Raw genomic sequence first — 25,887 nt, forward strand, 5'->3', positions numbered from 1 at the left:
CCTAGCGCTTCTTGTTCGTCTTGCGGCGGCGGACGATGTACTTGTTCGACGCCTTCTTGGGCGAACGAGTACGACCTTCCTTCTGACCCCAGGGGCTGACCGGGTGGCGACCACCGGAGGTCTTGCCCTCACCACCACCGTGGGGGTGGTCAACCGGGTTCATCGCCACACCGCGAACGGTCGGGCGGACGCCCAGCCAGCGCTTGCGGCCGGCCTTGCCCCAGTTGATGTTGCTCTGCTCGGCGTTGCCGACCTCACCGACGGTGGCGCGGCAGCGCACGTCGACCAGGCGGATCTCACCGGACGGCATGCGGAGGTGGGCGTAGGCGCCCTCCTTCGCGAGCAGCTGCACGGAGGCACCGGCGGAGCGGGCGAACTTGGCACCGCCACCGGGACGGAGCTCGATCGCGTGGATCGTGGTACCGACCGGGATGTTGCGGAGGGCCAGGTTGTTGCCCGGCTTGATGTCGGCCCCGGGACCGTTCTCCACGCGGTCACCCTGCTGCAGGTTGCGCGGGGCGAGGATGTAGCGCTTCTCGCCGTCGGCGTAGTGCAGCAGCGCGATGCGCGCGGTGCGGTTGGGGTCGTACTCGATGTGCGCGACCTTCGCCGGCACGCCGTCCTTGTCGTGACGACGGAAGTCGATCACGCGGTAGGCGCGCTTGTGGCCACCGCCCTGGTGGCGGACGGTCACACGACCGGAGTTGTTACGGCCACCCTTGCTGTGCAGGGGGCGGACCAACGACTTCTCCGGCGTGGACCGCGTGACCTCGACGAAGTCGGCGACGCTGGAGCCACGGCGGCCCGGCGTAGTCGGCTTGTACTTGCGGATTCCCATTTCTCAGTCCTCGTCCGATATCGGACGATCCGACCCGCTTACGCGGTCGGACCGCCGAAGATGTCGATACGGTCGCCCTCAGCGAGGGTCACGATCGCGCGCTTGGTGGCGGAGCGCTGGCCGAAGCCCGTGCGGGTCCGCTTGCGCTTGCCCTGGCGGTTGATCGTGTTGACCCCGGTGACCTTGACCGAGAAGACCGCCTGGACGGCCTGCTTGATCTGGGTCTTGTTGGCGCCGGGCGCGACGATGAAGGTGTACTTGCCCTCGTCGAGCAGCGCGTAGCTCTTCTCCGACACGACCGGCTTCAGCAGCACGTCACGGGGGTCCGTGAACGCCTTGCTGGGCGCGGTGACGACGGTGTTCTTGCCCTCGGCGGCGTGGCGACGCGCCTTGGCGACGCGCGCGGCCTTGGCGGCCTTCGCAGCCTTGGAGGCAATGCTCGGGTGACGCGTAGCCATCAGGCCTCGCTCCCTTCGGTGTCGTTGGCCTTGTTCGGGCCGGACACGAAGGACTCAAGGGCGGCCTGGGTGAAGACCACATCGTCCGAGACGATCACGTCGTACGTGTTCAGCTGGCCCGGCTCCAGGATGTGGACCTGGGGCAGGTTGCGGGCGGAGAGCCACGCGGCCTCGTCGGCACGCTCGACGACCAGGAGCAGGTTCTTGCGCTCCGAGATCTTGCCGAACAGCGACTTGGCGGCCTTGGTGGACGGGTTCTCGCCCTCGATCACGCCGGTGACGACGTGGATGCGGTTGTGGCGGGCCCGGTCGGTGAGGGCGTGGCGCAGGGCCGCGGCCTTCATCTTCTTCGGGGTCCGCTGCGAGTAGTCACGCGGCACGGGACCGTGCACGACGCCACCACCGGCGAACTGAGGCGCGCGGGTCGAGCCCTGACGGGCGCGGCCGGTGCCCTTCTGACGGTAAGGCTTCTTACCGCCACCACGAACCTCGCCGCGGGTCTTGGTCTTGTGCGTGCCCTGACGGGCAGCCGCGTTCTGCGCGACGACGACCTGGTGGATCAGCGGGATGCTGACCTTCTCGACGCCGAAGATCTCCGCGGGGAGCTCGACGCTACCGGTCTTCTCGCCTGCAGGCGAAAGGATGTCAACAGTGCTCATCGGTACCTCAGGCCCCCTTGGCCGCGGTGCGGACCAGGACGAGGCCGCCGTTCGGACCGGGAACCGCGCCCTTGATGAGCAGCAGACCCTTCTCCGCGTCAACGGCGTGGACGGTCAGGTTCTGGGTGGTGACCCGCTCGTTGCCCATGCGACCCGCCATGCGGAGGCCCTTGAACACACGGCCCGGGGTGGCGCAGCCACCGATGGAACCGGGAGAGCGGTGCTTGCGCTGGGTGCCGTGTCCGGCGCCGAGGCCACGGAAGTTGTGACGCTTCATGACACCGGCGAAGCCCTTGCCCTTGCTCTTGCCGGTCACGTCGACCTTCACGCCGGCCTCGAACACCTCGGCGGTGATCTCCTGGCCGAGCGTGTACTCGGAGGCGTCCGCGGTGCGGATCTCGACGAGGTGGCGACGGGGGGTGACGTCAGCCTTGGCGAAGTGGCCCTTGAGGGGCTTGTTCACCTTGCGCGGGTCGATCTCGCCGAAGGCGATCTGGACCGACTCGTAGCCGTCACTGTCGTTCGTACGGACCTGGGTCACGACGTTCGGGCCGGCCTTGACGACGGTGACCGGAACAACACGGTTGTTCTCGTCCCACACCTGCGTCATGCCGAGCTTCTCGCCCAGGATGCCCTTGATCTGCTTGGTCATTCTCAGCTCACCGACCCTCAGAGCTTGATCTCGATGTCGACACCGGCCGGGAGGTCGAGTCGCATCAGAGAGTCAACGGTCTTGGGGGTGGGGTCGAGGATGTCGATCAGGCGCTTGTGCGTGCGCATCTCGAAGTGCTCGCGCGAGTCCTTGTACTTGTGCGGCGACTTGATGACGCAGTACACGTTCTTCTCAGTGGGCAGCGGCACCGGGCCCGCGACCGACGCACCAGTGCGGGTCACCGTCTCGACGATCTTCTTCGCCGAGGAGTCGATGACCTCGTGGTCGTAGGCCTTGAGCCGGATGCGGATCTTCTGTCCCGCCATGGCTACTCAGTAGTCCTGTCTCTTCTTTGGCTCTGGAACCCGGTGTTCCTGCCTCGCTCTCCGACCCACGCGGTCGGGCGTGTCGCGCTCCCGCTGACACAGATGCCCCTTGTTCGAGCATCCCCGTTCTGGGAGACGCGGCCCTTCCTTCAGCCGCAGGCCGAGGGCGAAAGGCCCACCGGGTGCCTGGTCGGTGCCGCACCACACTTCCCGGAAGATTCCCGTACGTCCGCCCCAGCGCTGCCGTGAGGCAGTTAAGGCGACGAGTACCGTGGGACTCGCTTCCAGTCCTCCCGGCGGGAGGCGCGCAGCATCAACACTCGACCGAGCAACCCCGCTAGTCTGCCATACGGCCCACCGGCTCCGCCAATCGAGCCGGAGAGATTACCCCGAGAGTGACGCAGGTCAAACACGTCCCGCACCGGGCCCCATTCCCCGCTGCTGAACCCTCGTGCAATCCACTCGCCCGCCGCCACCTCCCGCTCCTACCCTGATCAGGTACGACGGCTGTGACGGGGGAACGTTCATCATGCGTACGCACTATCCGCGGACCCGGCATCTGCCCTGGTCCCCCGGGGCGACGGCCGATGATCTCCGGGTCACCGACCTGGCCGGGCTGCGCGGGCGTGAGGTCGTGGTGACCGAGAAGCTCGACGGCGAGAACACCACGTTGTACGCCGACGGGCTGCACGCCCGGTCGTTGGATTCCGCGCACCATCCGTCCCGCACGTGGGTCAAGGCGCTTCAGGCGCGGATCGGGCATGCGATACCCGAGGGGTGGCGGGTGTGCGGGGAGAACATGTTCGCCCGGCACTCGATCGCGTACGAGGACCTGGAGAGCTGGTTCTACGGGTTCTCGGTGTGGGACGGGGACGGGCGTTGCCTGGACTGGGACCGGACGGTCGGCTTTCTGCGCGGGCTCGGGGTTCCCGTGCCGCGCGTGCTGTGGCGGGGCGTGTTCGACGAGCGGGCGTTGCGTGCGTTGTCGCTGCGGCTGGATCCGGTGCGGCAGGAGGGGTACGTCGTCCGGGTCGTGGGCGGGTTCGGCGCGGAGGAGTTCGGGGCGCGGGTGGCCAAGTGGGTGCGGGCCGGGCACGTAACGACGGACACGCACTGGATGCACGCGGCCGTCGTCGAGAACGGGCTCGGGGCGCGGGCCGCGCTGTGGGCGGTGCGTTCGGGCACGACCGGGGATGGGGAGTCCTTGGAGGACGCTGTCGGGCTGCCCGGTGAAGGCGATCGGGAGGCCCTCGCCCGCTTCGACGCGGCGGGGCTGACCGGGGACGACCGGCTCGTCGGCGTACTGGCCACGCTGCTGCGCGGGGGCCGGCGGGCGCGGGTCGCGGCCCGGCTGGCCGGGGTCATCGGGATGCCGCTCGCGCGCCGGGTCGCCGACCTCGTCGGGCTGCATCCGGCGCTGCATCGGCCGTACCCGGACGAGGAGCGACGGGCCGGACTGGTGCGATTGTCGTACGCCGCCGATCTCGGCCTGCTGCACGCGGTCGCCCGGGCCACGGCGGTGACGGACGAGGCGCGTGAGCAGGTGGAGTGGTCCGCGCTGCACGCGGAGGAGGTCGGCGGCCTGGACTCCGACGCGCTGCGGGAAGCCTTCGCCGAGTTGCCCGCCGACGCGGCCGTCCGGTGCCGGGCCGAGGCGCGGGAGGCGTACGCGCGGGGGCGTGTCGGCGGTGTCGACGAGGCCGTCGCCGCGACCTGGCGGTGGCGGTCGGGCGACTTCCCGAGGCTGATCCAGACGGTCGGTCCGGCGGGGAGCGGCAAGAGTACGTTCGCGCGGGGGCTCGCGGGTGTGGACGCGTACGTCTCGCTGGACGATCTGCGTGAGGCGCGCGGCTCGCGTGCCGACCAGCGGGCCAACGCGGAGGTCCTGCGCGAGGGGGTCGACCTGCTGGACAAGGCCCTGGCCACCGGCGGCACGGTGGTGTGGGACGCCACCTCCCTCAACAAGCAGCAGCGCTCGCTGGTGCATGCGGTCGCCCACCGCCGCGACGCCCTGATCACCCACGCCGTGGTCCTGGTGGACGAGGACAAGCTGATACGGCGCAACGCCCGCCGCGAGCACCCGGTGCCGCCCGACGTGCTCACCGCCCAGCTGCGCCGCTTCGGGCCGCCGTATCCGGGCGACGCGCATCGCACCTGGTACATCGGGGCGAGCGGGACCATAGAGGAAGAGGTCTGAGGAACGGTGCGTACGAGCGAGGAGATCTACCACCGGGTGCGCTGGGACGCGCGCTTCGACCCGGCCCGCTTCGTGCTGGGTGTGCTGCAGCGGGGCGCCGCGCCCAAGCGGGTCCCGCTGCCCGCGTTCGTGCCCGGCGGCGAGATCCCGTGGCACCGGGTGCTGTTCTTCGAGGCGGACGGCGAGGTGGTGTGGGACCGGGCCACGGGGGTGGACCGGATCGACGCGACGGAGGCGGGGCGCGTGCAGGAGGCCCGGCTGCTTCGAGCGCCGTTCTTCACGGCTCGTACGCCGTACGCGTGGGACGGGGAGGCCTGGGTGCCCGCCCGTTCACCGCAAGGAAGCGTGGTCGGCTCGGGCGGCGTACGCGTGCTGACCTGGAACACCCTCTGGGACCGCTACGACGCCGACCGCATCGACAGCGCCCGGCGCAGGCCGTTGCTGCTGCGGGCCCTGCGCGAGGCCGATGTGGACGTGATCGCGTTGCAGGAGGTCGAGGCGGACCTCGTGGTCATGCTGGAGCGCGAGCCCTGGGTGCGGGCGGGCTGGACGCTGGGCACGGACCCTCGGGCGCGGGACGTGGACGCGTGCGGTCTGCTGCTGCTGAGCCGGTTGCCGGTGCGCGAGGCCGCGTTCCACGAGCTGGGGTCGCACAAGGCGGTGACCGCGGTGGTCGTGGAGACGGGCGTACGGCCCCTAGTAGTCGCGGCGACCCATCTGAGCAGCGACCACTCCGAGAACGGTGCCGGTCGACGCGATGCGGAACTGGCCCGTGTCGCCGAGGGGTTGGCCGGCCTGGACGCGGAGGTGATCCTGCTGGGCGACTTCAACGACGGCGGCGACACCCCTCAGCTGACGCTCGGCATGCGGGACGCGTGGGGCGAGACGCACGGCCCGGACGACACGACGCCGACCTTCGACCCGGGCACCAACCCGCTGGCCGCGGTCTCGTCCCTGACGGGGCGGGCGTCGAGGCTGGACCGGGTGCTGGTGCGCGGGGAGGCGCTGCGGGTACGGCGGGCCGAACTGTACGGGGACGAGCCCACGGCGGAGGGGCTGTACATCTCGGACCACTACGGGGTGCGGGTGGAACTGTCACTGGAGGCAGCCGGGCAGGAGGTTGCCGTCCCTGACCGCCTCGACACACGGCCGACGCCCCGTACGGCACTGGCGTGGCTGCCTCCCGAGGAGCTGTGGCCGCCGTTGCAGGACATCCGCCGGGACCACGACCCGCAGATCCACCGCTGGCCCCCGCACGTGAACGTCCTCTTCGGCTTCGTACCGGAACACGCCTTCGAGCAGGCGGCATCCGTGCTCGCGGCGGCCAGGACAGCTCCCTTCGACGCCCGGCTGGAAGGCGTGCACTGGTTCGGCCACCGGGACTACGCGACGGTATGGCTGGACCCGGCGGCGGCCGACGAGGAGCCCTGGACCGAGCTGCACCGCGCCCTCGTACGCCACTTCCCCCACTGCCGCGGCCGCCACGCGGGCTTCACCCCGCACCTGAGCCTGGGCCGCACCACCGACCCGAACACCCTGGCCGCCACCTGCGCGACCCGCCTCACCCCCATGCCGGTCCGGATCGGCGAGCTGGCGCTGCTGTCGCGGCGCGGGGACGAGCCGATGCGGTTGCGGGGGACGGTGACGCTGGGGACGGGCGAGGTGCGGTGGGCGGAGGGGGCCCCGCACCACGGGTACGAGGCCGCCGAGCACTACGGGTACGACGCCGGTGATACGGGCGTGGACTACGGGTACGAGGACGGATACGACGCCACCGACACGGACGTGGCCGACACCGCTGTGGCCGACCGCATCACCCATCGCATCGCGCGGGCCCTCCCCGGCGGCGTCGTACACGTCGTCGGCTCCCGGCGCATGGGCTGCGCGCTGCCGGGTGCGGACCTGGACGTGGTGGTGGCGCTCCCCGGCGCGGTCGAACTCACCGCCGTACAGGCGAAATTGACGGAAGACCTGCCCGAGGCGAGCGACGTACGCGAGGTGGTCGGGGCGCGCGTACCCGGCCTGCGGTTGTGGCTGGACGGGCTGGACGTGGACGTGGTCGTCGTGGCCACCGGATCGATGGACCCCACCGAGGCGGTGGACCGTCGGGCCGAACTGGGCGAGGCGGCGGCGATCGCGCTCAGCGCGGTGAGCGACGCCGACGCGTTGCTCGCGGCGGCGAGCGCCCATGGGCCGGCCTTCGCCCGGCTGGCCAGGCAGGTCAAGGCCTGGGCGAGGGCGCGGGGCCTGGACTCGGCACCTTTCGGGGGCCTGCCGGGCCTGGCCTGGTCCGTCCTGGCGGCCCGTACCGCGAACGAGGCGGGCGATCTGCCACCGGCCGATCTGCTACGGCACTTCTTCGCGATGTGGGCGGCGTGGGACTGGCGAGTCCCGGTGGGTCCCGGAGGCGAAGTGAACCTGCCCCTCACCATCACCACGCCGTCCGCCCCGGTACGCCCCTGCTCGGACCAGGTCACGCCGGGCATGCGCGACCTGGTCACCCAAGAGCTGTTCCGTGCCTGGGAGTTGCTGGAGGAGGCGGCCGCGGACCCGTGGGCCGAACTGCTCGCCCCTCCCCCGCTCCACCGCCGTCACGCCGCCTGGGCGATCGTGACGGTGGACGCGGGCGCGGACGAGGGCCGGGTACGCGGCAGAATGCGGGCCTTGATCACCGACCTCGCGGAGTCGGCCCCCGACTGCCACGCCTGGCCCCGCCCCTTCACCACAGCCCCCACCCGCTACGCCATCGGCCTGGGCGCCACTCCACCGACCGCCGACGCCCTGAAGGCCGTGGCGGAACGCCGACTACGCGGCCTTGCGGGCGTCACACTGACGCGGGTCGAGGGAGGCGAGGTCCCGACCCTGTACTGAGGTGGTCAGCGCACGTCGACGTAGTCCCCCGCGCTGGTGGCGGCGCCGGTCGTCGAGTTGCCGTAGTACACCCAGCGGTAGGAACCGTCGGTGGAGGCGGTGACCGTGGTCTTGAGGCCGCCGGTGCTGCTGGTGGTGGCTTTCTTGACCGACTTGAAGGTGTCGGTGCCCTTGGCACGGAACTGGAGGGTCACCGTGCGGCCGCCGTAGGGGCCGAACGTCTTGGTGCTCCAGTTCGCCCGGGTCAGCTTGCCCGTGACAGTGATCGCCTTGCCCTTGGTGACCGGCTCCGGCGAGGCGTTGGCGGTGACCTTGGCCGCGCGCTTGAGCTGGACGGTCTTGGACCGCGTCTCGAGCTCCCCGGTCTTGAGGCCGCCGTCGGCCTTCCACAGCCGCAGCGAGACACCGGGGGCGAGGGCCTCCTGCGCTTACCCGACCGCCTTCCCGAAGTCGGCGGCCCGCATTCCCACGGCCTCCCGCCGCAGCTTCAGCTGTCGTCCCACCGTGGCGATGACCGCGACTCCCCACTCGTCGTCCGGGTCCACCTCCCAACCCGGCTCGTCTGCCTCCGTCTTGAGCCGCCCCGCGTCGCCGTCCACCAACATCGCGCACCTCTCCGCCGTACCGTCGTGCCGCAACGCCCCCTACCCGTACGGCCCTTCCGGACAGGCCCGACACCACCGGACAACCTCCGGACAGTCACCGTACGCACCGGCGTAGTCACTGTTCACACTAGGCACGCGCCGCCACGCTGAGTGATGTGAATACGGAAACCGTCGCCCCCGAGGCCGAACTCCACAGCCCCATCCGCAACTTCAGCGTGCGGCTGTCCCCCACGCCACGCGGAGCCCGCCTCGCCCGCCTGCTCGCCACCGAGCAACTGCGCACCTGGGGGCTGCCGTCCGACCCGGCGGAGCACATCGTCGCCGAGCTGGCGGCCAACGCGGCGACGCACGGGCGGGTTCGGGGCCGTGACTTCGACCTCACGATGTACGTGATCGGCGACACCCTCCGCATCGAGGTCACCGACACGCGCGGCGAACAACTCCCGCGCACCCAACACCCCGCCCCCGACGCCGAGTCCGGCCGAGGCCTGCTCCTCGTCGAGGCGCTCGCGGACCGCTGGGGAACCGCCCCGAACCTGCCCCCGCGCAAGACCCTCTGGGCGGAAGTCACCCTGCGACCGGCGATGGTACCGGCACCGGCACCCGGCGGCCCGTGCTTCGGTGGGACGGGCTGTCTTTTCCAAGGAACTCAAGGGTGAAAGAACCCCAACCAAGCCCCACCCCTCCCGCCCGTCGAGCACGCTCACCCGCACGGGTGAACATCGCCAACTCGGCTGGCGCCGGGACCGGTTGTGCGCCTTACGCTCGGCGCAGCACAACACCGCACAACCGCAGACATTCGACGGCCCCCGCCGGGACGGCAATCCCAATGCGAGGGCCTGACCACCACGGAAGGCGCCGACCACCTCGGTCACTGTCCTGCCCAACGACCTCACCGAGACCAGCCCGGTCGAACGCCGCGTCGACACGCTCCTGCGGCTGGAGACAGAAGACGACGAGCCGTTGCTCCTCGCTGTCGAAGCCCAGGGCCAGAAGGACCCTGCCAAGCCCGCCAGCTGGGCGTACTACACCTCGTACCTGCTCGCGAAGTACCGGCTGCAGCCGATGCTGCTGGTCGTCTGCCAGGACCGTTCGACCGCCGAATGGGCCGCGCGTCCGGTCCACTTCGGACCTCGCCAGTGGCCACTGCTCACCCTGCGCCCGCTGGTCGTGGGACCGCACAACATGCCTGTGATCACCAACCCCGCCGAAGTCCGCAAGGACCTCGCGCTCGCCACCCTGTCCGCGATCACCCACGCCACGAACGCGAACATCGGGGCCATACTCAAAGCAGTGACCAACGTCCTGCAGGACACACCCGCGGAACTCTCCAACCCGATCATCGAACTCATCGCACAAGGCATGGGCAAGCACCCAGCCGCAGCACTCTGGAGGAAACTGGTGGCCGTGGATCTCTCCTTCTACAAGTCGCCCCTCTCCGAAGAACTCCGCAACGAAGGCAAAGTCGCAGGCAAGGCTGAAGGCAAGGCCGAGGACATCCTGTTCGTCTTGGAGCAGCGCGGCCTCGACATCCCCGAGGAGGCACGGGAACGCATCGCCGCCTGCGACGATCTCGACATCCTGCGCCGCTGGCTCGGCCGAGCCCTCACCGCCGCGTCCGCCGACGAGATCTTCACGGACGCGTAGCCCCGCATGCCGGAACACGGCCCCCAAGGCAGGACACGGACGACTCGGGCCCGCCCCGCTGCCACCGAACCTCGTGCCGCACCCCCTGGACGACTGGTGGGACGCGGACGCTGTACGTGCAGCGGGGCAGGCGTAACGGGACAGGGATACCGCTCCTCGATCGACGGCCGATCCCTCACCGCCCCGCCGCCAACCCCTCCCGCAGCTCCCCATACGCCGGCTTCCGCCCGTACTCCTCGTCCATCGGTGTCGCCGCGCCCTGTCCCTCGAACACCCCCGGCACCCACGAGTACCGGTCCGTATACCCCCACACCGTGAAGGACTTGCAGCTCCGGGCACCCAGGCACGCGTCCAGCAGCCGTCGGAAGTACGGCGCCTGGGTGACCGACTTCGCCTCGTCCACCGGCAGGATCATCCGCACGTCGACCTCGGTGAACGCGGTCTGCATGCCCAGCGCCTCGAAGCGGGCCAGGTTCTCGGCGACCCGCCCCGGGAAGCCGTACTGGATCGCCAGGTGGCCCTGGATGCCGAAGCCCTGCACCGGCACGCCCTGCGCCCGCAGCCGCTTCGCGAGGTCGTAGTACGCCGTTGACTTCGCGTTGACGCCCTCCACGTTGTAGTCGTTGAGGAAAGGCTTGGCCCTGGGGTCGGCGGCGTGGGCCCAGCGGAAGGCATCGGCTATGTACGACGGGCCGAGTTGCTGCAGCCAGATCGAGTTCCGCAGGCTGCCGTCCTCCTCGAAGACCTCGTTCACCACGTCCCACTGCTGGATCTTCCCCTTGTACCGCTTCACCTCGGTGGTGATGTGGTCCCGGAGGATCCCGCGCAGCTCCGTCGCGCCGATCGAGCCGTCCGCCACACCTGTCGTCAGCCAGGTCGGCAGCTGGCTGTGCCAGACCAGGGTGTGGCCCCGGACCACCTGGCCGTGCGCGCGGGCGTAGCGAACCAGGTCGTCGGCCGGTTTCCAGTCGTAGACCCCCCGCTGCGGCTCGACCGACTCCCACTTCATGACGTTCTCGGCGGTCACCGAGTCGAATTCGCGGGCCGTCGTTCTGCGGTACGTCCTGTCGTCCGCGAGCGCCGCCATGTCGACGGCCGTTCCGATGCGTACGCCGGCCCGTTCGGCGAGCACCCTCAACGACGGGTTGTGCGCCGAAGCCGGCTGCACGGCCACTCCGGTCACCCCGGTCACCCCGGTCACCCCGGTCACCCCGGTCACCAGCAGCGCGCCGCTCAGCAGGGCGAGCGCGGGCATGCGGAAGCGGTTCGTGAGCTTCATGTGCGGGTCCCTTCTCAGGTCTCAGCGATCAGCGATCAGCGGATGCGGTGGCTCTCCAGCGGCCCCAGACACGTCGGCGTCAGCCCACCCGTGTCGATCACCAGGCGCTGCAACACCACCGTCGGGTCGACCATCCAGAACCTCAGGCGGTGCACCCCGGCCGCACGCACCACATGCCTGGTCGACGTCACGTTCACGTTGTCCGAGGTGTTGCGCGCCCACTGCTTGTTCATCAGCCCGTCGTCGGCGCCGGTGACGGCGTTGATGTCGACTGTCTGCGGGGCGTCGTCACCGAAGGACACCGCGTACCGCAGGCCGCCCGTCGCGAGCGCCGGGTTCCGTGGCGAGACATACGCCCAGACCGTCACCTCCCCCGTCGACAGCAGACTGACCTCGTACTCCAGCCGCGGCCCGGCCCCACCCGGCGTCCGGCGCGAGGCCGTCACCGGCCACGGGGTCATCCCCGCCCCGGTACGACCGATCCGCTCGATCCGCCGCCAGCCGACCCCCTTGGCGCCCACCGCCCGCACGTGGTGCTCCGCGTCGATCGCCACATATCCGCCGGCCTCGACGAAGCCTTTCAGCCCCCGAGGCGACGGCCTTTCCGCGACGGCCTTCACCACCACCGACACACCCGCCCCACTCACCGTCAACGACCCCTCAGCCCGGTCGCCACCCCCCGGCACCCGCGCCCAGTCCACCCGCACCCCTACCCGCACCTGCTCCTCGACCCGCCCCCGCGTCCGCTCCACCACCAGCCATGGCACCGACGACTCGATCCGGTACGAGAAGGGCGTACACCCCCGGTTGAAGATCTCGACATACTGCTGAGGCCGGGTCTGGTACGGGCTGAACACCGGCAGCACCGCCTCCCTCGAAGCCGAGGCCGAAGCCGAAGCCGAAGCGCCGCCGGGCCACCACTCCCCCGAGTCCTCGGAACCGTCCACCGCCACCCCCAGCTCCGCGGCCTGAGGCACCTCGATCCGCCGTACCTTGGGGAAGATCTCGTCCGGCAGCGCCACATGATCCTTCTCCGGCTGCTGCCACCCGGCATTGGGGCCGTAGCGCTCCACATCCCCGTACCCGATGTGCGGTTGCGTCTGGAAACCCCGCCACTTCCCGCCCGCGACCTGAAGATTGAAGCGATCCGCCAGCGCGAAGTCCCGCTCCAGCCCCGCCTCCGCCTCCGCCGCACAGCGATTCGCCGCCGCCCGCCCCTGCCCGGCGTACAGCAGGTTCTTGAACTCGGCCTCCCGCAACCCGTACAGGTTCGCCGTCGCCGACACCTCGTACCCCACCAGCTCGAACCACGCGTCCCGCACGCTCGCGGGCAGCCGCCGCCCCACCCGCTCGGCCCGCTTCGCCAGCGCCCGCCACTCCTCCGTGACCCGCTCCAGCTCCCGGTGGCCGAAGTAGAAGGGCGTCTCCTGGTCGTCGTAGACGATCGCGCCCTCGTCCTTCGTCGGATCCTTCGCCGCGTCCACGGTGATCCGACGGTTCAGCAACTCGGGCTTACGACGGGCCTGAAGCTGCCCGTACGCGCTCAGCACCTCGGCGATCTCCGACGCGGCCCCCGCCCCGAAGTTCTGCCGCGCGAAACCCCGCTCCCACTCCTCCAGCTCCTCCAGCCCCCAACGCCCCGGATTCCAGGCGTAGTTGAGGAAGAACTCCGTCGGCAGCTCATTCCCCTTCAGATCGCCGACGTTCGCCACCCACAACCCGTGATTGCCGTACGCATCCGCCTCGTGCAGCTGCTCCCACAGGTTCGCCAGGTTCGCCGTGTCGACCCACTTGTAGTTGCGCCCGACCCCGACATAGTCGAAGTGGTAGTACAACCCGTAACCCCCACGTCGTACGGGCTCCCCCGGGTCCGGATGCTTACGGATGTTCCCCCAGTTGTCGTCCGTGAGGACGACGGTCACATCGTCCGGCGCCCGCAGCCCCCGGTCCCAGTACCGCTGGACCTCCTTGTACAGGGTCCACACCTGCGGGGTCTCCTCCACCGGCTTCCCGGTCACCTCCGCGATGATCCGGCGCTGGGTCTCGATGATCTCCGTCATCAGCTCGATGCCGTCGCCGTCCGGCAGACTCGTGTCGCCGTTCCCCCGCATGCCGAGCGTGACGACGCCCTCGAAGTCCTCGTCCACCATCCGACGGATGCCGTCACGCCAGTACGCCTTGATGGCGTCGGCGTTCCGCCGGTACGACCACTCCCCCGTACCCCCGTAGGGGTCCCGGCCGGGGGTCACCACATTCCCGGCGCTGTCCCGCACCGCCGGCACCGCATGCCGGTTCCACTCCTCGATCCCCCTCATCATGGGCGCCTCGTGAGACGTGCCCATGACAACGCCGTACTCCGAAGCCCGCTTGTGGTTCTCCGGATCGTCCTCGGCGAAGGCCCGCCCCCACACCGCCGGCCAGACGTGGTTCCCCTTCAACCGGAGCAGCACCTCGAAGACCTTGGCCCAGAAGTCCGCGTTGAAGCCACCGGGAAACCCGGGCGCCTTCCCGGGCCCGAAGTACGCCGGGGCCCACGTCCCGAGCGCCGGGTTCTCGTCGTTGATGAAGATCCCCCGGTACTTCACGGCCGGCGTGCCCTGACTGAACCGGCCCGGCAGCACGTACACCGCGTCCCGGTGCACCGGCGGCACATCGTCCCACCAGTACCAGGGCGAGACCCCGATGCCGTACGAGACGTCGTACGCCCCGAAGATCGTGCCCCGCGGATCACTGCCCGCGACGACGAACGCCCGCTCGACCCCGGGCATCGGCCGCTCGACGACCGTCTGCAGCGAGGTCTCCCACTTGCCCCGCACCCCGCTGACATCCAGTTTTCCGGAGGCGATCAGCCCGTCGATCAGCGGACTGCGCCCGATGGTCCCGACGAGCACCGCCTCCCGAGCCACCGAGTCACCCGGCCGCGCCCCCGTCACGCGCCCGATGTCACCCCGCAAGTCCTCCGCGACCCGTACGACCCCGGGGTGATCCTCAGGGTCTACGACCACCGGAGCACCCACCAACGCAAACGCACCGGGCGCGGGCGAGAAGGAGATGTACGCCCCCGAGTCCGTGGGCCGTAACGCGCCCGCTTCCCCACTCTCGTCCGCCCACGCCGCCCCCGAGAGCGTCGGCAGCGTCACCGCCCCGACCCCTGCGGCGGCTCCCGCCCCGAGAACGGCCCTGCGGCTGACGCGTCCAGACATGCCTCACCCCTCGACCCGAAGACGTCCGCATTTGCTCAGCGGCATGACAAATGGTGAGGGGAGTGCACCGTGGGGACAACGGGTCGTAGGCGCCGAATACTTTCGTAACAGCCGAGTGGCCGTCAGGTTTTCAGGCACGAGTGGTCCTCAGGTACGGGTGACCTGGCCGCAGCCCTCGTGGTTCTGCTCCACCAGGCTCTCGCTGCGGTCGTAGGGGTCCTTGGCCGCACCCGTGGCGGGCCCACCGGTGGGCTCGCCGTCGGGGAAGACGGGGTGGAGATAGCCGTCGTAGACATCGCACTCGTTGTTGAAGGTGTCGACGGCGTACTCCCGGACCGACAGCTTGCCCTTCGTGGCGATCCATCGGCTCGGGTCGGACAGGGACAGCGTCAGGTCGCGGCGGACGATGGTCCGCGCCACGGTGTCGCCACCGTCGGGCCGCACCAGCGGGTAGACGAAGCTGTAGTCCGCGTGAACCAGAACCTGGCCCGGTTCCCCTGCGGAGTACGACATGTGTCCGCGCACCTTGACCACATCACCGGCCAGGCGCACCTCGCCCGGGTCGAAGCGGCTGAAGAGACCCACGGGGTCATGGGTCTTCGACGGCCGGCGCAGCGAGCGCCGCAGGTCGGACAGCATGTCCGGCTGCTCAGGGTCGAGCAGAGCCAGCGCCTTGTCGGGCTGCCCACCCCTCAGGACGGCCGGGTCCAGGCTGGAGGCCACCAAGAACTCTTTGGTCCGGCGCAGCGCGAGTGCCACGTCGTCCTTACTCAGCCCGGAGACGGCCTTCGCGGTCGGCACTTCGATGGCGTCCGCACCGTCGGCCCAGCGCACGGCGGGCGACCCCCGGAACGGATGCTCCGTCGTGGGCAGTCCGTCGACGTTCCCGGGTGCACTGGACGGCAGGGCCGTCTCGGCGGACAGCGGCGTCGGGGAGACATCGGACGCCGAGTCGGCAACCGGGAGCCGGTCGAGCAGCAGCGAGGGGCGTAGGGCGACTACGACGACGGCCAGGGCCAGCACCACACCGAAGGCCGACCAGAGCTTGCGGCGCCGGTCACGGGTGCCGTTGATCTCCTGCCACGCCGGGCCGGTCCGCCAGCCGGGCGGGGTCGCGGGATGCGGGTCGTGCGCCGTCTTCCCCCGCCCGCGCCACCGGCCGCCACCCTTCGCACACCGCGCCGCCTCGTCCTGCTCCCGCAGCCGCTGGGTCACCATGCGGGCCCGCGCCGACGGCTCCTTCGGCACGGAAACGGAACCGCCCTCCTCGGCCTCCCGCAGGAACGACTCCCACTGCTCATCCGATATGGAGGCCTTCTCGTCGGGCCCATCATCGCGCGGATCGGTGTTCACGGATTCACTCTCGTAGAGAAAGGCCTCGCAGGCGGGACGGACGCGGCGACACCACCCCCCGGACAACTGTCCGGGGGATTCGAAGGGCCCACGGGACGCACCACAGAATGAGCGGCGCCTGATCATTTCTAGGCGGGGCATGCGCAGCTCACAAGCCCTGCACAGAGCCTCAGGGAACGCGTGATCGAATCGGTACGAAGCCGATGTCCGTCGTGCGTACGGGGTGACGGTGACAAAGTGCCCACACGGCGAAGTCCAAGGAGTCGCCGGGACACTGCGTGATCTTCCACTGGCGAGGGGACGGCCGCAAACGCGATCCGACGCGCCATCCGCTCCGCTGCCCCCGGAAACAACGGAAGGCCCGTACGACCGAAGTCGTACGGGCCCTCTCAGGTCAAGCGACCCTCAAGCGAGTGGACTCACTTGTTGATCTTGGTGACCTGGCCGGCGCCCACGGTCCGACCACCCTCACGGATGGCGAACTTCAGGCCCTCCTCCATGGCGATGGGCTGGATGAGCTCCACCTTCATCTCGGTGTTGTCGCCCGGCATGACCATCTCGGTGCCCTCGGGGAGGGTCACAACGCCCGTCACGTCCGTCGTACGGAAGTAGAACTGCGGACGGTAGTTGTTGAAGAACGGCGTGTGGCGGCCACCCTCGTCCTTGGACAGGATGTAGGCCTGGGCCTCGAACTCGGTGTGCGGCGTGACCGAACCGGGCTTGATGATGACCTGGCCGCGCTCGACGTCCTCGCGCTTGATGCCGCGGAGCAGCAGACCGACGTTCTCACCGGCCTGGCCCTCGTCGAGCAGCTTGCGGAACATCTCGATGCCGGTGACCGTGGTGGTGGTCTTCTCGGTCTTGATACCGATGATGTCGACGGTCTCGTTGACCTTGAGGACACCACGCTCGATACGACCGGTGACGACGGTGCCACGACCGGTGATCGTGAAGACGTCCTCGATCGGCATCAGGAACGGCTTGTCGACGTCGCGCTCCGGCTCCGGGATCGCGGTGTCGACGGCGGCCATCAGGTCCAGGACCGACTGGCCCCACTCCTTGTCGCCCTCGAGCGCCTTGAGCGCGGAGACCTTGACGACCGGAACGTCGTCGCCCGGGAACTCGTACTCGGAGAGCAGCTCACGGACCTCGAGCTCGACGAGCTCCAGGATCTCCTCGTCGTCCACCATGTCGGCCTTGTTCAGGGCGACGACGATGTACGGAACGCCGACCTGGCGGGCCAGGAGCACGTGCTCCTTGGTCTGCGGCATCGGGCCGTCCGTGGCGGCGACAACGAGGATGGCGCCGTCCATCTGCGCCGCACCCGTGATCATGTTCTTGATGTAGTCCGCGTGACCGGGGCAGTCGACGTGGGCGTAGTGACGGGTCTCCGTCTGGTACTCGACGTGCGCGATGGAGATGGTGATACCGCGCTGGCGCTCCTCGGGAGCCTTGTCGATCTGGTCGAACGCCGAGGCCTCGTTCAGGTCCGGGAACGCGTCGTGCAGCACCTTGGTAATGGCGGCCGTGAGGGTCGTCTTACCGTGGTCGATGTGACCGATGGTGCCGATGTTGACGTGCGGCTTAGTCCGCTCGAACTTCGCCTTCGCCACTGGGGTCCTCCTGTGGAGTGGTTCTGTACGCCTTACTTCATCGGCGCCAGGTGATCTTTGCTGGAAAGCCCGGGCCCCGGGGCAAACACTCGTTTTTGCGGGTGTTTGCCCTTCAAGGCTCCGGAGTCAAGCCTAAAGCGTGTGAACGCGGTGCGTTACTCGCCCTTGGCCTTCGCGATGATCTCCTCGGCGACGTTCCGCGGAACCTCGGCGTAGGAGTCGAACTGCATCGAGTAGCTCGCGCGACCCGACGTCTTGCTGCGGAGGTCTCCGACGTAGCCGAACATCTCCGAGAGGGGCACGAGACCCTTCACGACGCGGGCACCGGCCCGCTCCTCCATGGCCTGGATCTGACCACGGCGGGAGTTGATGTCGCCGATGACCTCACCCATGTAGTCCTCGGGCGTGGTGACCTCGACGGCCATCATCGGCTCAAGGAGCACGGGGGACGCCTTGCGCGCGGCCTCCTTGAAGGCCTGCGAACCGGCGATCTTGAACGCGAGCTCGGAGGAGTCGACCTCGTGGTAGGCACCGTCGAGAAGCGTGACGCGGACGCCCGTCATCTCGTAGCCGGCGAGGATGCCGAACTGCATGGCCTCCTGCGCACCGGCGTCTACCGAAGGGATGTACTCCTTCGGGATGCGACCACCGGTCACCTTGTTCACGAACTCGTACGACGCGTCGCCGCCCTCGATCGGCTCGATCGCGATCTGCACCTTGGCGAACTGGCCGGTACCACCAGTCTGCTTCTTGTGCGTGTAGTCGACGCGCTCGACGGCCTTGCGGATCGTCTCGCGGTACGCGACCTGCGGCTTGCCGACGTTGGCCTCGACCTTGAACTCACGGCGCATACGGTCGACCAGCACCTCGAGGTGCAGCTCGCCCATACCACCGATGATGGTCTGGCCGGTCTCCTCGTCCGAGTGGACCTGGAAGGAGGGGTCCTCCTCCGCGAGACGCTGGATGGCGACACCCAGCTTCTCCTGGTCACCCTTGGACTTGGGCTCGATGGCGACCTGGATGACCGGCGCCGGGAAGTCCATGGACTCCAGGATCACCGGCTGCTTGTCGTCGCAGAGCGTCTCACCGGTCGTGGTCTGCTTCAGACCCATGACGGCGATGATGTCGCCGGCGCCCACCGAGTCGATCTCCTCACGCTTGTTCGCGTGCATGCGGTAGATCTTGCCGATGCGCTCCTTCTTGCCCTTGACGGAGTTCAGCACGGCGGTGCCGGACTCCAGGCGGCCCGAGTAGACCCGGACGAAGGTGAGCTTGCCGAGGTGCGGGTCGCTCATGATCTTGAATGCAAGGGCGGACAGCGGCTCGTCGTCGGACGGCTTGCGCTTGACGACCAGCTCGGGGTCCTTCACGTCGTGGCCCTCGATGGCCTCGACGTCGAGCGGGGTCGGCAGGTAGCGCACGACCGCGTCGAGCAGGGGCTGGACGCCCTTGTTCTTGAACGCGGTGCCACAGAACACCGGGGTGACCGTGGTGTCGTTGGACTTGCCGGACGCGATGGTGATGCGACGGATCGCGGCGTACAGCTGCTCCTCGGTGGGCTCCTGGCCCTCCAGGTACAGCTCCATGATCTCTTCGTCGTTCTCGGCGACGGCCTCGATCAGCTTGCCGCGGTACTCCTCGGCAGCCTCGGCGTGCGTGGCCGGGATGTCGACGACGTCGTACATCTCGCCCTTGGCGGCCTCGGCGGACCAGACCAGGGCCTTCATCGTCACGAGGTCGACGACGCCCTTGAAGTCGGCCTCGGCGCCGATCGGGAGCTGCATGACGAGCGGCTGGGCGCCCAGGCGGTCCGAGATCATGTCCACGCAGCGGTGGAACTCGGCGCCGGTACGGTCCAGCTTGTTGACGAAGCAGATGCGGGGCACGCCGTAACGGTCGGCCTGACGCCACACCGTCTCGGACTGCGGCTCCACGCCGGCAACGCCGTCGAACACCGTCACGGCGCCGTCGAGGACGCGGAGCGAACGCTCCACCTCGACGGTGAAGTCGACGTGACCCGGGGTGTCGATGATGTTGATGGTGTGGTCGACGCCCTCGAGCGGCCAGTGACAGGTGGTGGCAGCAGAGGTGATCGTGATGCCACGCTCCTGCTCCTGCTCCATCCAGTCCATGGTGGCAGCGCCGTCGTGGACCTCACCGATCTTGTAGCTGACGCCGGTGTAGAAGAGGATCCGCTCGGTGGTGGTCGTCTTGCCCGCGTCGATGTGGGCCATGATCCCGATGTTGCGGACCCTGGCCAGGTCAAGTGAAGTGGTAGCCATAAGGCTTCAGTCTTCTCTCGGTCTCGATGGGGTCTGCGACTACCAGCGGTAGTGCGCGAAGGCCTTGTTGGACTCGGCCATCTTGTGGGTGTCCTCGCGCTTCTTCACGGCCGCACCGAGGCCGTTCGAGGCGTCGAGAAGCTCGTTGAGCAGACGCTCGGTCATGGTCTTCTCGCGACGGGCGCGGGAGTAACCGACCAGCCAGCGCAGCGCGAGCGTGTTGGCACGACCGGGCTTGACCTCGATCGGAACCTGGTACGTCGCACCACCGACACGGCGGGACTTGACCTCAAGGGTCGGCTTGATGTTCTCCAGAGCGCGCTTCAGCGTGATGATCGGGTCGTTGCCCGTCTTCTCACGCAGGCCCTCCATGGCGCCGTAGACGATGCGCTCGGCGGTGGAGCGCTTGCCGTTCAGCAGCACCTTGTTGATGAGCGACGTGACAAGAGGAGAACCGTAGACCGGGTCGATGATGACCGGGCGCTTCGGGGCGGGGCCCTTACGAGGCATTCTTACTTCTCCTTCTTGGCGCCGTAGCGGCTGCGGGCCTGCTTGCGGTTCTTGACACCCTGGGTGTCCAGCGAACCGCGGATGATCTTGTAGCGAACACCCGGCAGGTCCTTCACACGGCCACCACGCACGAGCACGATGGAGTGCTCCTGCAGGTTGTGTCCCTCACCCGGAATGTAGGCGGTGACCTCGATCCCGCTGGTCAGACGCACACGCGCGACCTTACGCAGGGCCGAGTTCGGCTTCTTCGGGGTGGTCGTGAACACACGCGTGCAGACGCCGCGGCGCTGGGGCGAACCCTCGAGCGCGGGCGTCTTGTTCTTCTCGACCTTGTCCTGCCGGCCCTTGCGGACCAGCTGCTGGATCGTAGGCACTACTTCTCCGGTTTCTGTGTGCCGAATGGTGAAGCTAACCCGGAACGTCTCCGACCCACGCGGTCGGGTGTGTCGAAGCTGCAAACTCCCGCCGCGAGGCAAAAGGGCGCAGATTACGGCGGCCGCTTACGGCTCCCCCCTGTGCGGTTGAAGGCACGCACGGGAGCCAGGGCACACCCCAGGCACAAGGTCTGAGCGTACCTATCGCATTGCCTACGGTCAAAACAAATGGGCGTGCGGGGGTTTAAGGGCCGGGCGCGCAGGAGCGCCCGGCCCCGGCATCAGCTGCCCGAGGACACTCCCGCGATCATGAAGAGCATGAGGAAGAACGCCCAGCCGGCGACGGACAGCCACCCCAGGATGATCCCGGCCAGGGCGAAGCCCTCACCGCCCTCACCGCTGCGCCTGATCTCGGCGCGGGCGGTGTGGCCGAGGATGACGGCGGGGATGCCGGTCAGCCCCATGGTCATGGTCGTCAGCACGCCGCACACCATCGACCCGACGGCCTTGCCGTTGGTGGCCGGAGGCGGCAGGGGCACCGGCATGAAGGTTCTCGGGACGCCCGGCGGCCCCAGGACCGGCGGCTGCATCGCGGACGGCCCCTGCGGCAGGTCGGCGACGAGCAGGGACAGCTCCCCCACCGTGCGCGCCTGGTAGGCCCTCTCGATCCGCTTCTCGTACTCGTCCTGCTGGAGGCGGCCCTCACTGAAGCCGGCCCGCAGAACATCCACGGCACGCTCACGGTCGGCATGGGCCGCGAGCATCGACGGAGCACTGCTCTGCGCCTGCCACGGCATCGGCTGCCACGAAGGATTCGACACGAGAAACACTCCCCCGGACTGGTTGTGCCTCCAATGATGCTGCAACGCACGGCCCCCGGCATTGGTTCCCGGCGACACTTCTGTCCCGGTTCTGCCACACCGGGCACACAGAGCTGCACAGGGCACACACCGGGCACCCGGGACAACGCCGAAGGGCGGCTCACCCCGTACGAAACGGAGTGGCCGCCCTTCGTCACATCAGACGTAGGCCTTACTGGTTGTACGGCCCGTAGTCGTAGTCCTCCAGCGGGACGGCCTGGCCGGAGCCGGTGCCGAACGGCGAGTAGTCGATGTCGTCGTAGCCGACGGCCGAGTACATCGCGGCCTTGGCCTCCTCGGTCGGCTCGACCCGGATGTTGCGGTAGCGGGACAGGCCCGTACCGGCCGGGATGAGCTTACCGATGATGACGTTCTCCTTGAGGCCGATGAGGCTGTCGGACTTGGCGTTGATCGCCGCGTCCGTCAGCACTCGGGTCGTCTCCTGGAAGGAGGCGGCCGACAGCCAGGACTCCGTCGCCAGCGAGGCCTTGGTGATACCCATCAGCTGCGGACGACCGGAGGCCGGGTGACCGCCCTCCTGGACCACACGACGGTTCTCGGTCTCGAACTTGGAGCGCTCGACCAGCTCACCGGGCAGCAGCTCGGCGTCGCCGGACTCGATGATCGTCACACGGCGGAGCATCTGCCGGATGATGATCTCGATGTGCTTGTCGTGGATCGACACACCCTGTGAGTTGTACACCTTCTGGACCTCGCCGACCAGGTGGACCTGGACGGCACGCTGGCCCAGGATGCGCAGCACGTCGTGCGGGTTGGTGGCACCCACGGTGAGCTTCTGGCCCACCTCGACGTGCTCGCCCTCGCTGACCAGGAGTCGGGCGCGCTTCGAGATCGGGAACGCCGTCTCGTCGCTGCCGTCGTCCGGCGTGATGACGATCTTCTTGGTCTTCTCCGTCTCCTCGATGCGGACGCGACCGGCCGCCTCGGAGATCGGCGCGACACCCTTCGGCGTACGGGCCTCGAAGAGCTCGACGACACGCGGCAGACCCTGGGTGATGTCGTCACCGGCCACACCACCGGTGTGGAAGGTACGCATCGTCAGCTGGGTACCGGGCTCGCCGATGGACTGGGCGGCGATGATGCCGACCGCCTCACCGATGTCGACCAGCTTGCCGGTGGCCAGGGAGCGGCCGTAGCACATGGCGCACGTGCCGACCTTGGACTCACAGGTCAGGATCGAGCGGGTCTTGACCTCCTCGACACCGTGGTGCACGAGCTGGTCGATGAGCACGTCGCCCAGGTCCACGTTGGCCGGCGCGATCACCTTGCCGTCGATGACGACGTCCTCGGCGAGCATGCGGGCGTAGACGCTGGTCTCGACGTCGTCGGCCTTGCGCAGGACACCGGTCTCGTCCTTCGAGGCGATCCGCAGCTTCAGACCGCGCTCGGTGCCGCAGTCCTCCTCGCGGATGATGACGTCCTGTGAAACGTCCACCAGACGACGGGTCAGGTAACCCGAGTCGGCGGTACGCAGGGCGGTGTCCGCCAGACCCTTACGGGCACCGTGCGTGGAGATGAAGTACTCAAGGACGGAGAGGCCCTCACGGAACGACGCCTTGATCGGACGCGGGATCGTCTCGTTCTTCGCGTTCGACACCAGACCACGCATACCGGCAATCTGACGCATCTGCATCATGTTGCCTCGTGCACCCGAGTTCACCATCATGAAGATCGGGTTGGTCTTCGGGAAGTTGTCGTTCATCGCCTCGGCGACCTCGTTGGTCGCCTTGGTCCAGATCGCGATGAGCTCCTGCGTGCGCTCGTCCTTGGTGATCAGACCACGCTCGTACTGCTTCTGGACCTTCTCGTCCTGCGCCTCGTAGCCCTTGACGATCTCCTTCTTCGCCTCGGGAACGACGACGTCGGAGATGGCCACGGTGACACCGGAACGGGTCGCCCAGTAGAAGCCGGACGCCTTCAGGTTGTCGAGCGTCGCCGCCACGATGACCTTGGGGTAGCGCTCGGCGAGGTCGTTGACGATCTCGGAGAGCTGCTTCTTGCCGACCTCGTAGTCGACGAACGGGTAGTCCTCGGGCAGCAGCTCGTTGAAGAGCGCGCGGCCCAGCGTGGTCTTCAGGGTGAAGCTGTCACCCTGCTGCCACTCCGGCTCACCCTCCTCGCGCACCGGCGGGACCCAGCCGCGCGGCGGGATGGTGCCCACCGGGAAGCGGATGTCCACGCGCGACTGCAGCGAGAGCTCGCCGGCGTCGAACGCCATGATCGCCTCGGCCACGGACGAGAAGGAGCGGTCCTCGCCCTTCACGTCACGCATCTCGCCGTCGGTGGTGAGGAAGAACAGACCGAGGACCATGTCCTGGGTCGGCATCGTCACCGGACGGCCGTCGGCCGGCTTGAGGATGTTGTTCGAGGACAGCATCAGGATGCGGGCCTCGGCCTGCGCCTCCGCGGACAGCGGCAGGTGCACGGCCATCTGGTCACCGTCGAAGTCCGCGTTGAACGCGGTGCAGACGAGCGGGTGGATCTGGATGGCCTTGCCCTCGACCAGCTGCGGCTCGAAGGCCTGGATGCCGAGGCGGTGCAGGGTGGGCGCACGGTTCAGCAGCACCGGGTGCTCGGCGATGACCTCTTCGAGGACGTCGTACACGACCGTGCGGCCGCGCTCCACCATGCGCTTGGCGCTCTTGATGTTCTGCGCGTGGTTCAGGTCGACCAGGCGCTTCATCACGAACGGCTTGAACAGCTCCAGCGCCATCGCCTTCGGCAGACCGCACTGGTGCAGCTTCAGCTGCGGACCGACGACGATCACGGAACGCGCGGAGTAGTCCACACGCTTGCCGAGCAGGTTCTGACGGAATCGACCCTGCTTACCCTTCAGCATGTCGCTGAGGGACTTCAGCGGGCGGTTACCGGGACCGGTGACCGGACGGCCACGACGACCGTTGTCGAACAGCGCGTCGACGGCCTCCTGGAGCATGCGCTTCTCGTTGTTCACGATGATCTCGGGCGCGCCGAGGTCGAGAAGCCGCTTCAGTCGGTTGTTCCGGTTGATCACACGGCGGTACAGGTCGTTCAGGTCGGAGGTCGCGAAGCGGCCACCGTCCAGCTGCACCATCGGGCGAAGGTCCGGCGGGATGACCGGGACGCAGTCGAGGACCATGCCCTTGGGGCTGTTGGAGGTCTGCAGGAACGCGGACACGACCTTCAGCCGCTTCAGCGCACGGGTCTTCTTCTGGCCCTTACCGGTGCGGATGATCTCGCGGAGGCGCTCGGCCTCCTCGTCCAGGTCGAAGGACTCCAGGCGCTTCTGCAGCGCCGCGGCACCCATCGAACCGTCGAAGTACGTGCCGAAGCGGTCACGCAGCTCGCGGTAGAGGAGCTCGTCGCCCTCCAGGTCCTGGACCTTGAGGTTCTTGAACCGGGTCCACACCTCGTCGAGACGGTCGATCTCGCGCTGCGAACGGTCGCGCAGCTGCTTCATCTCACGCTCGGCGCCCTCGCGCACCTTGCGGCGCACATCGGCCTTGGCGCCCTCGGCCTCCAACTCGGCCAGGTCGGTCTCGAGCTTCTTGGCGCGGGCCTCCAGGTCGGCGTCCCGGCGGTTCTCGATCTGCTGCCGCTCGACGGAGACATGCGCCTCCAGGGAGGGCAGGTCACGCGTACGGCGCTCCTCGTCGACGTACGTGATCATGTACGCCGCGAAGTAGATGACCTTCTCCAGGTCCTTCGGGGCGAGGTCGAGCAAGTAGCCCAGCCGCGACGGAACGCCCTTGAAGTACCAGATGTGGGTGACGGGAGCGGCGAGCTCGATGTGGCCCATCCGCTCACGGCGCACCTTGGCGCGGGTGACCTCGACGCCACAGCGCTCACAGATGATGCCCTTGAAGCGGACACGCTTGTACTTGCCGCAGTAGCACTCCCAGTCCCGGGTCGGACCGAAGATCTTCTCGCAGAAGAGTCCGTCCTTTTCGGGCTTGAGGGTACGGTAGTTGATGGTCTCGGGCTTCTTGACCTCGCCGTGGCTCCACTGACGGATGTCGTCAGCGGTGGCCAGACCGATCCGGAGCTCGTCGAAGAAGTTGACGTCGAGCACTATGCGTCAATCCCTCTCAGGGTTGTAAGTCATGGGGTCTGATACGGGGGTCCTGGGGCCGGCGGCCTTCATGACGAAGGCCGCCGGA

Annotated in this window: 18 protein-coding genes and 2 pseudogenes; 4 read left to right on the forward strand and 16 right to left on the reverse strand. The window is 68.6% G+C overall.

What is annotated here, in order from left to right; translation table 11 throughout:
• Position 1 precedes the first annotated feature (1 nt).
• The 5 genes from rplB to rpsJ are packed head-to-tail and all read right to left on the reverse strand — an operon-like array spanning position 2 to position 2,933.
• Positions 2–838, reverse strand: a complete 837-nt coding sequence (rplB, locus tag F3T56_RS16425; RefSeq protein WP_149825919.1) for a 50S ribosomal protein L2 — start codon at positions 836–838, stop codon at positions 2–4.
• Between the two features lie 38 nt (positions 839–876).
• Positions 877–1,296, reverse strand: a complete 420-nt coding sequence (gene rplW, locus F3T56_RS16430) for a 50S ribosomal protein L23 (RefSeq protein ID WP_149825920.1) — start codon at positions 1,294–1,296, stop codon at positions 877–879.
• On the reverse strand, positions 1,296–1,955 hold the full coding sequence (rplD, locus tag F3T56_RS16435) for a 50S ribosomal protein L4 (RefSeq protein ID WP_149825921.1): 660 nt from the start codon (positions 1,953–1,955) through the stop codon (positions 1,296–1,298). Before rplD ends, rplW begins: the two co-directional genes overlap by 1 nt.
• A 7-nt stretch (positions 1,956–1,962) precedes the next feature.
• A complete protein-coding gene (gene rplC / locus F3T56_RS16440; RefSeq protein ID WP_149825922.1) occupies positions 1,963–2,607 on the reverse strand; it encodes a 50S ribosomal protein L3 in 645 nt (214 codons plus the stop codon).
• A 17-nt stretch (positions 2,608–2,624) separates the two neighbouring features.
• Entirely contained in the window at positions 2,625–2,933 is a 309-nt protein-coding gene (gene rpsJ, locus F3T56_RS16445; protein WP_003948644.1) for a 30S ribosomal protein S10, read from the reverse strand.
• A gap of 529 nt (positions 2,934–3,462) precedes the next feature.
• Between rpsJ and F3T56_RS16450 the strand changes: the two genes are divergently transcribed.
• Both F3T56_RS16450 and F3T56_RS16455 read left to right on the forward strand, forming a co-directional pair.
• Complete coding sequence (locus tag F3T56_RS16450; RefSeq protein ID WP_149825923.1) at positions 3,463–5,130, forward strand: RNA ligase family protein; 1,668 nt, start codon at positions 3,463–3,465, stop codon at positions 5,128–5,130.
• 6 nt (positions 5,131–5,136) lie between these two features.
• Entirely contained in the window at positions 5,137–8,001 is a 2,865-nt protein-coding gene (locus F3T56_RS16455; RefSeq protein WP_149825924.1) for a poly(A) polymerase, read from the forward strand.
• Positions 8,002–8,006: 5 nt separating this feature from the next.
• On the opposite strand, the pseudogene F3T56_RS16460 reads toward F3T56_RS16455, so the two are convergent.
• Together F3T56_RS16460 and F3T56_RS16465 are read right to left on the reverse strand one after the other, a co-directional pair.
• A pseudogene (locus F3T56_RS16460) lies at positions 8,007–8,408 on the reverse strand (hypothetical protein); the annotation flags it as partial.
• Positions 8,409–8,432: 24 nt separating this feature from the next.
• Positions 8,433–8,606, reverse strand: a pseudogene (locus F3T56_RS16465) (transcriptional regulator); the annotation flags it as partial.
• A gap of 155 nt (positions 8,607–8,761) precedes the next feature.
• Here F3T56_RS16465 and F3T56_RS16470 point away from each other — a divergent pair.
• The gene (locus F3T56_RS16470) at positions 8,762–9,265 is read left to right on the forward strand and encodes an ATP-binding protein (protein ID WP_149825925.1); all 504 of its coding nucleotides are present in this window, start codon (positions 8,762–8,764) and stop codon (positions 9,263–9,265) included.
• A gap of 220 nt (positions 9,266–9,485) precedes the next feature.
• Complete coding sequence (locus F3T56_RS16475) at positions 9,486–10,253, forward strand: hypothetical protein (protein WP_246203649.1); 768 nt, start codon at positions 9,486–9,488, stop codon at positions 10,251–10,253.
• 175 nt (positions 10,254–10,428) lie between these two features.
• Here the strand turns inward: F3T56_RS16475 and F3T56_RS16480 are convergent, their stop codons facing one another.
• From F3T56_RS16480 to F3T56_RS16520, 9 genes are all read right to left on the reverse strand, one after another.
• Entirely contained in the window at positions 10,429–11,532 is a 1,104-nt protein-coding gene (locus F3T56_RS16480; RefSeq protein WP_149825927.1) for an endo-1,4-beta-xylanase, read from the reverse strand.
• Positions 11,533–11,567: 35 nt separating this feature from the next.
• On the reverse strand, positions 11,568–14,735 hold the full coding sequence (locus F3T56_RS16485; protein WP_149825928.1) for a glycosyl hydrolase 115 family protein: 3,168 nt from the start codon (positions 14,733–14,735) through the stop codon (positions 11,568–11,570).
• Positions 14,736–14,882: 147 nt separating this feature from the next.
• Positions 14,883–16,088: a hypothetical protein gene (locus F3T56_RS16490; protein WP_149825929.1), complete on the reverse strand. Its 1,206-nt coding sequence runs from the start codon at positions 16,086–16,088 to the stop codon at positions 14,883–14,885.
• Between the two features lie 419 nt (positions 16,089–16,507).
• Positions 16,508–17,701: an elongation factor Tu gene (gene tuf, locus F3T56_RS16495; protein WP_115906452.1), complete on the reverse strand. Its 1,194-nt coding sequence runs from the start codon at positions 17,699–17,701 to the stop codon at positions 16,508–16,510.
• 155 nt (positions 17,702–17,856) lie between these two features.
• Positions 17,857–19,983, reverse strand: a complete 2,127-nt coding sequence (gene fusA / locus F3T56_RS16500) for an elongation factor G (protein ID WP_149825930.1) — start codon at positions 19,981–19,983, stop codon at positions 17,857–17,859.
• 39 nt (positions 19,984–20,022) lie between these two features.
• On the reverse strand, positions 20,023–20,493 hold the full coding sequence (gene rpsG / locus F3T56_RS16505) for a 30S ribosomal protein S7 (RefSeq protein WP_003992340.1): 471 nt from the start codon (positions 20,491–20,493) through the stop codon (positions 20,023–20,025).
• A 2-nt stretch (positions 20,494–20,495) separates the two neighbouring features.
• A complete protein-coding gene (gene rpsL, locus F3T56_RS16510) occupies positions 20,496–20,867 on the reverse strand; it encodes a 30S ribosomal protein S12 (RefSeq protein ID WP_003948652.1) in 372 nt (123 codons plus the stop codon).
• A gap of 281 nt (positions 20,868–21,148) precedes the next feature.
• Positions 21,149–21,631, reverse strand: a complete 483-nt coding sequence (locus F3T56_RS16515; protein ID WP_149825979.1) for a DUF1707 and DUF4190 domain-containing protein — start codon at positions 21,629–21,631, stop codon at positions 21,149–21,151.
• A gap of 268 nt (positions 21,632–21,899) precedes the next feature.
• Positions 21,900–25,799, reverse strand: a complete 3,900-nt coding sequence (locus F3T56_RS16520) for a DNA-directed RNA polymerase subunit beta' (RefSeq protein ID WP_149825931.1) — start codon at positions 25,797–25,799, stop codon at positions 21,900–21,902.
• Positions 25,800–25,887 lie beyond the last annotated feature (88 nt).

This window comes from Streptomyces tailanensis, assembly GCF_008386495.1.
In the GTDB taxonomy this organism is placed as follows: Bacteria; Actinomycetota; Actinomycetes; order Streptomycetales; family Streptomycetaceae; genus Streptomyces; species Streptomyces tailanensis.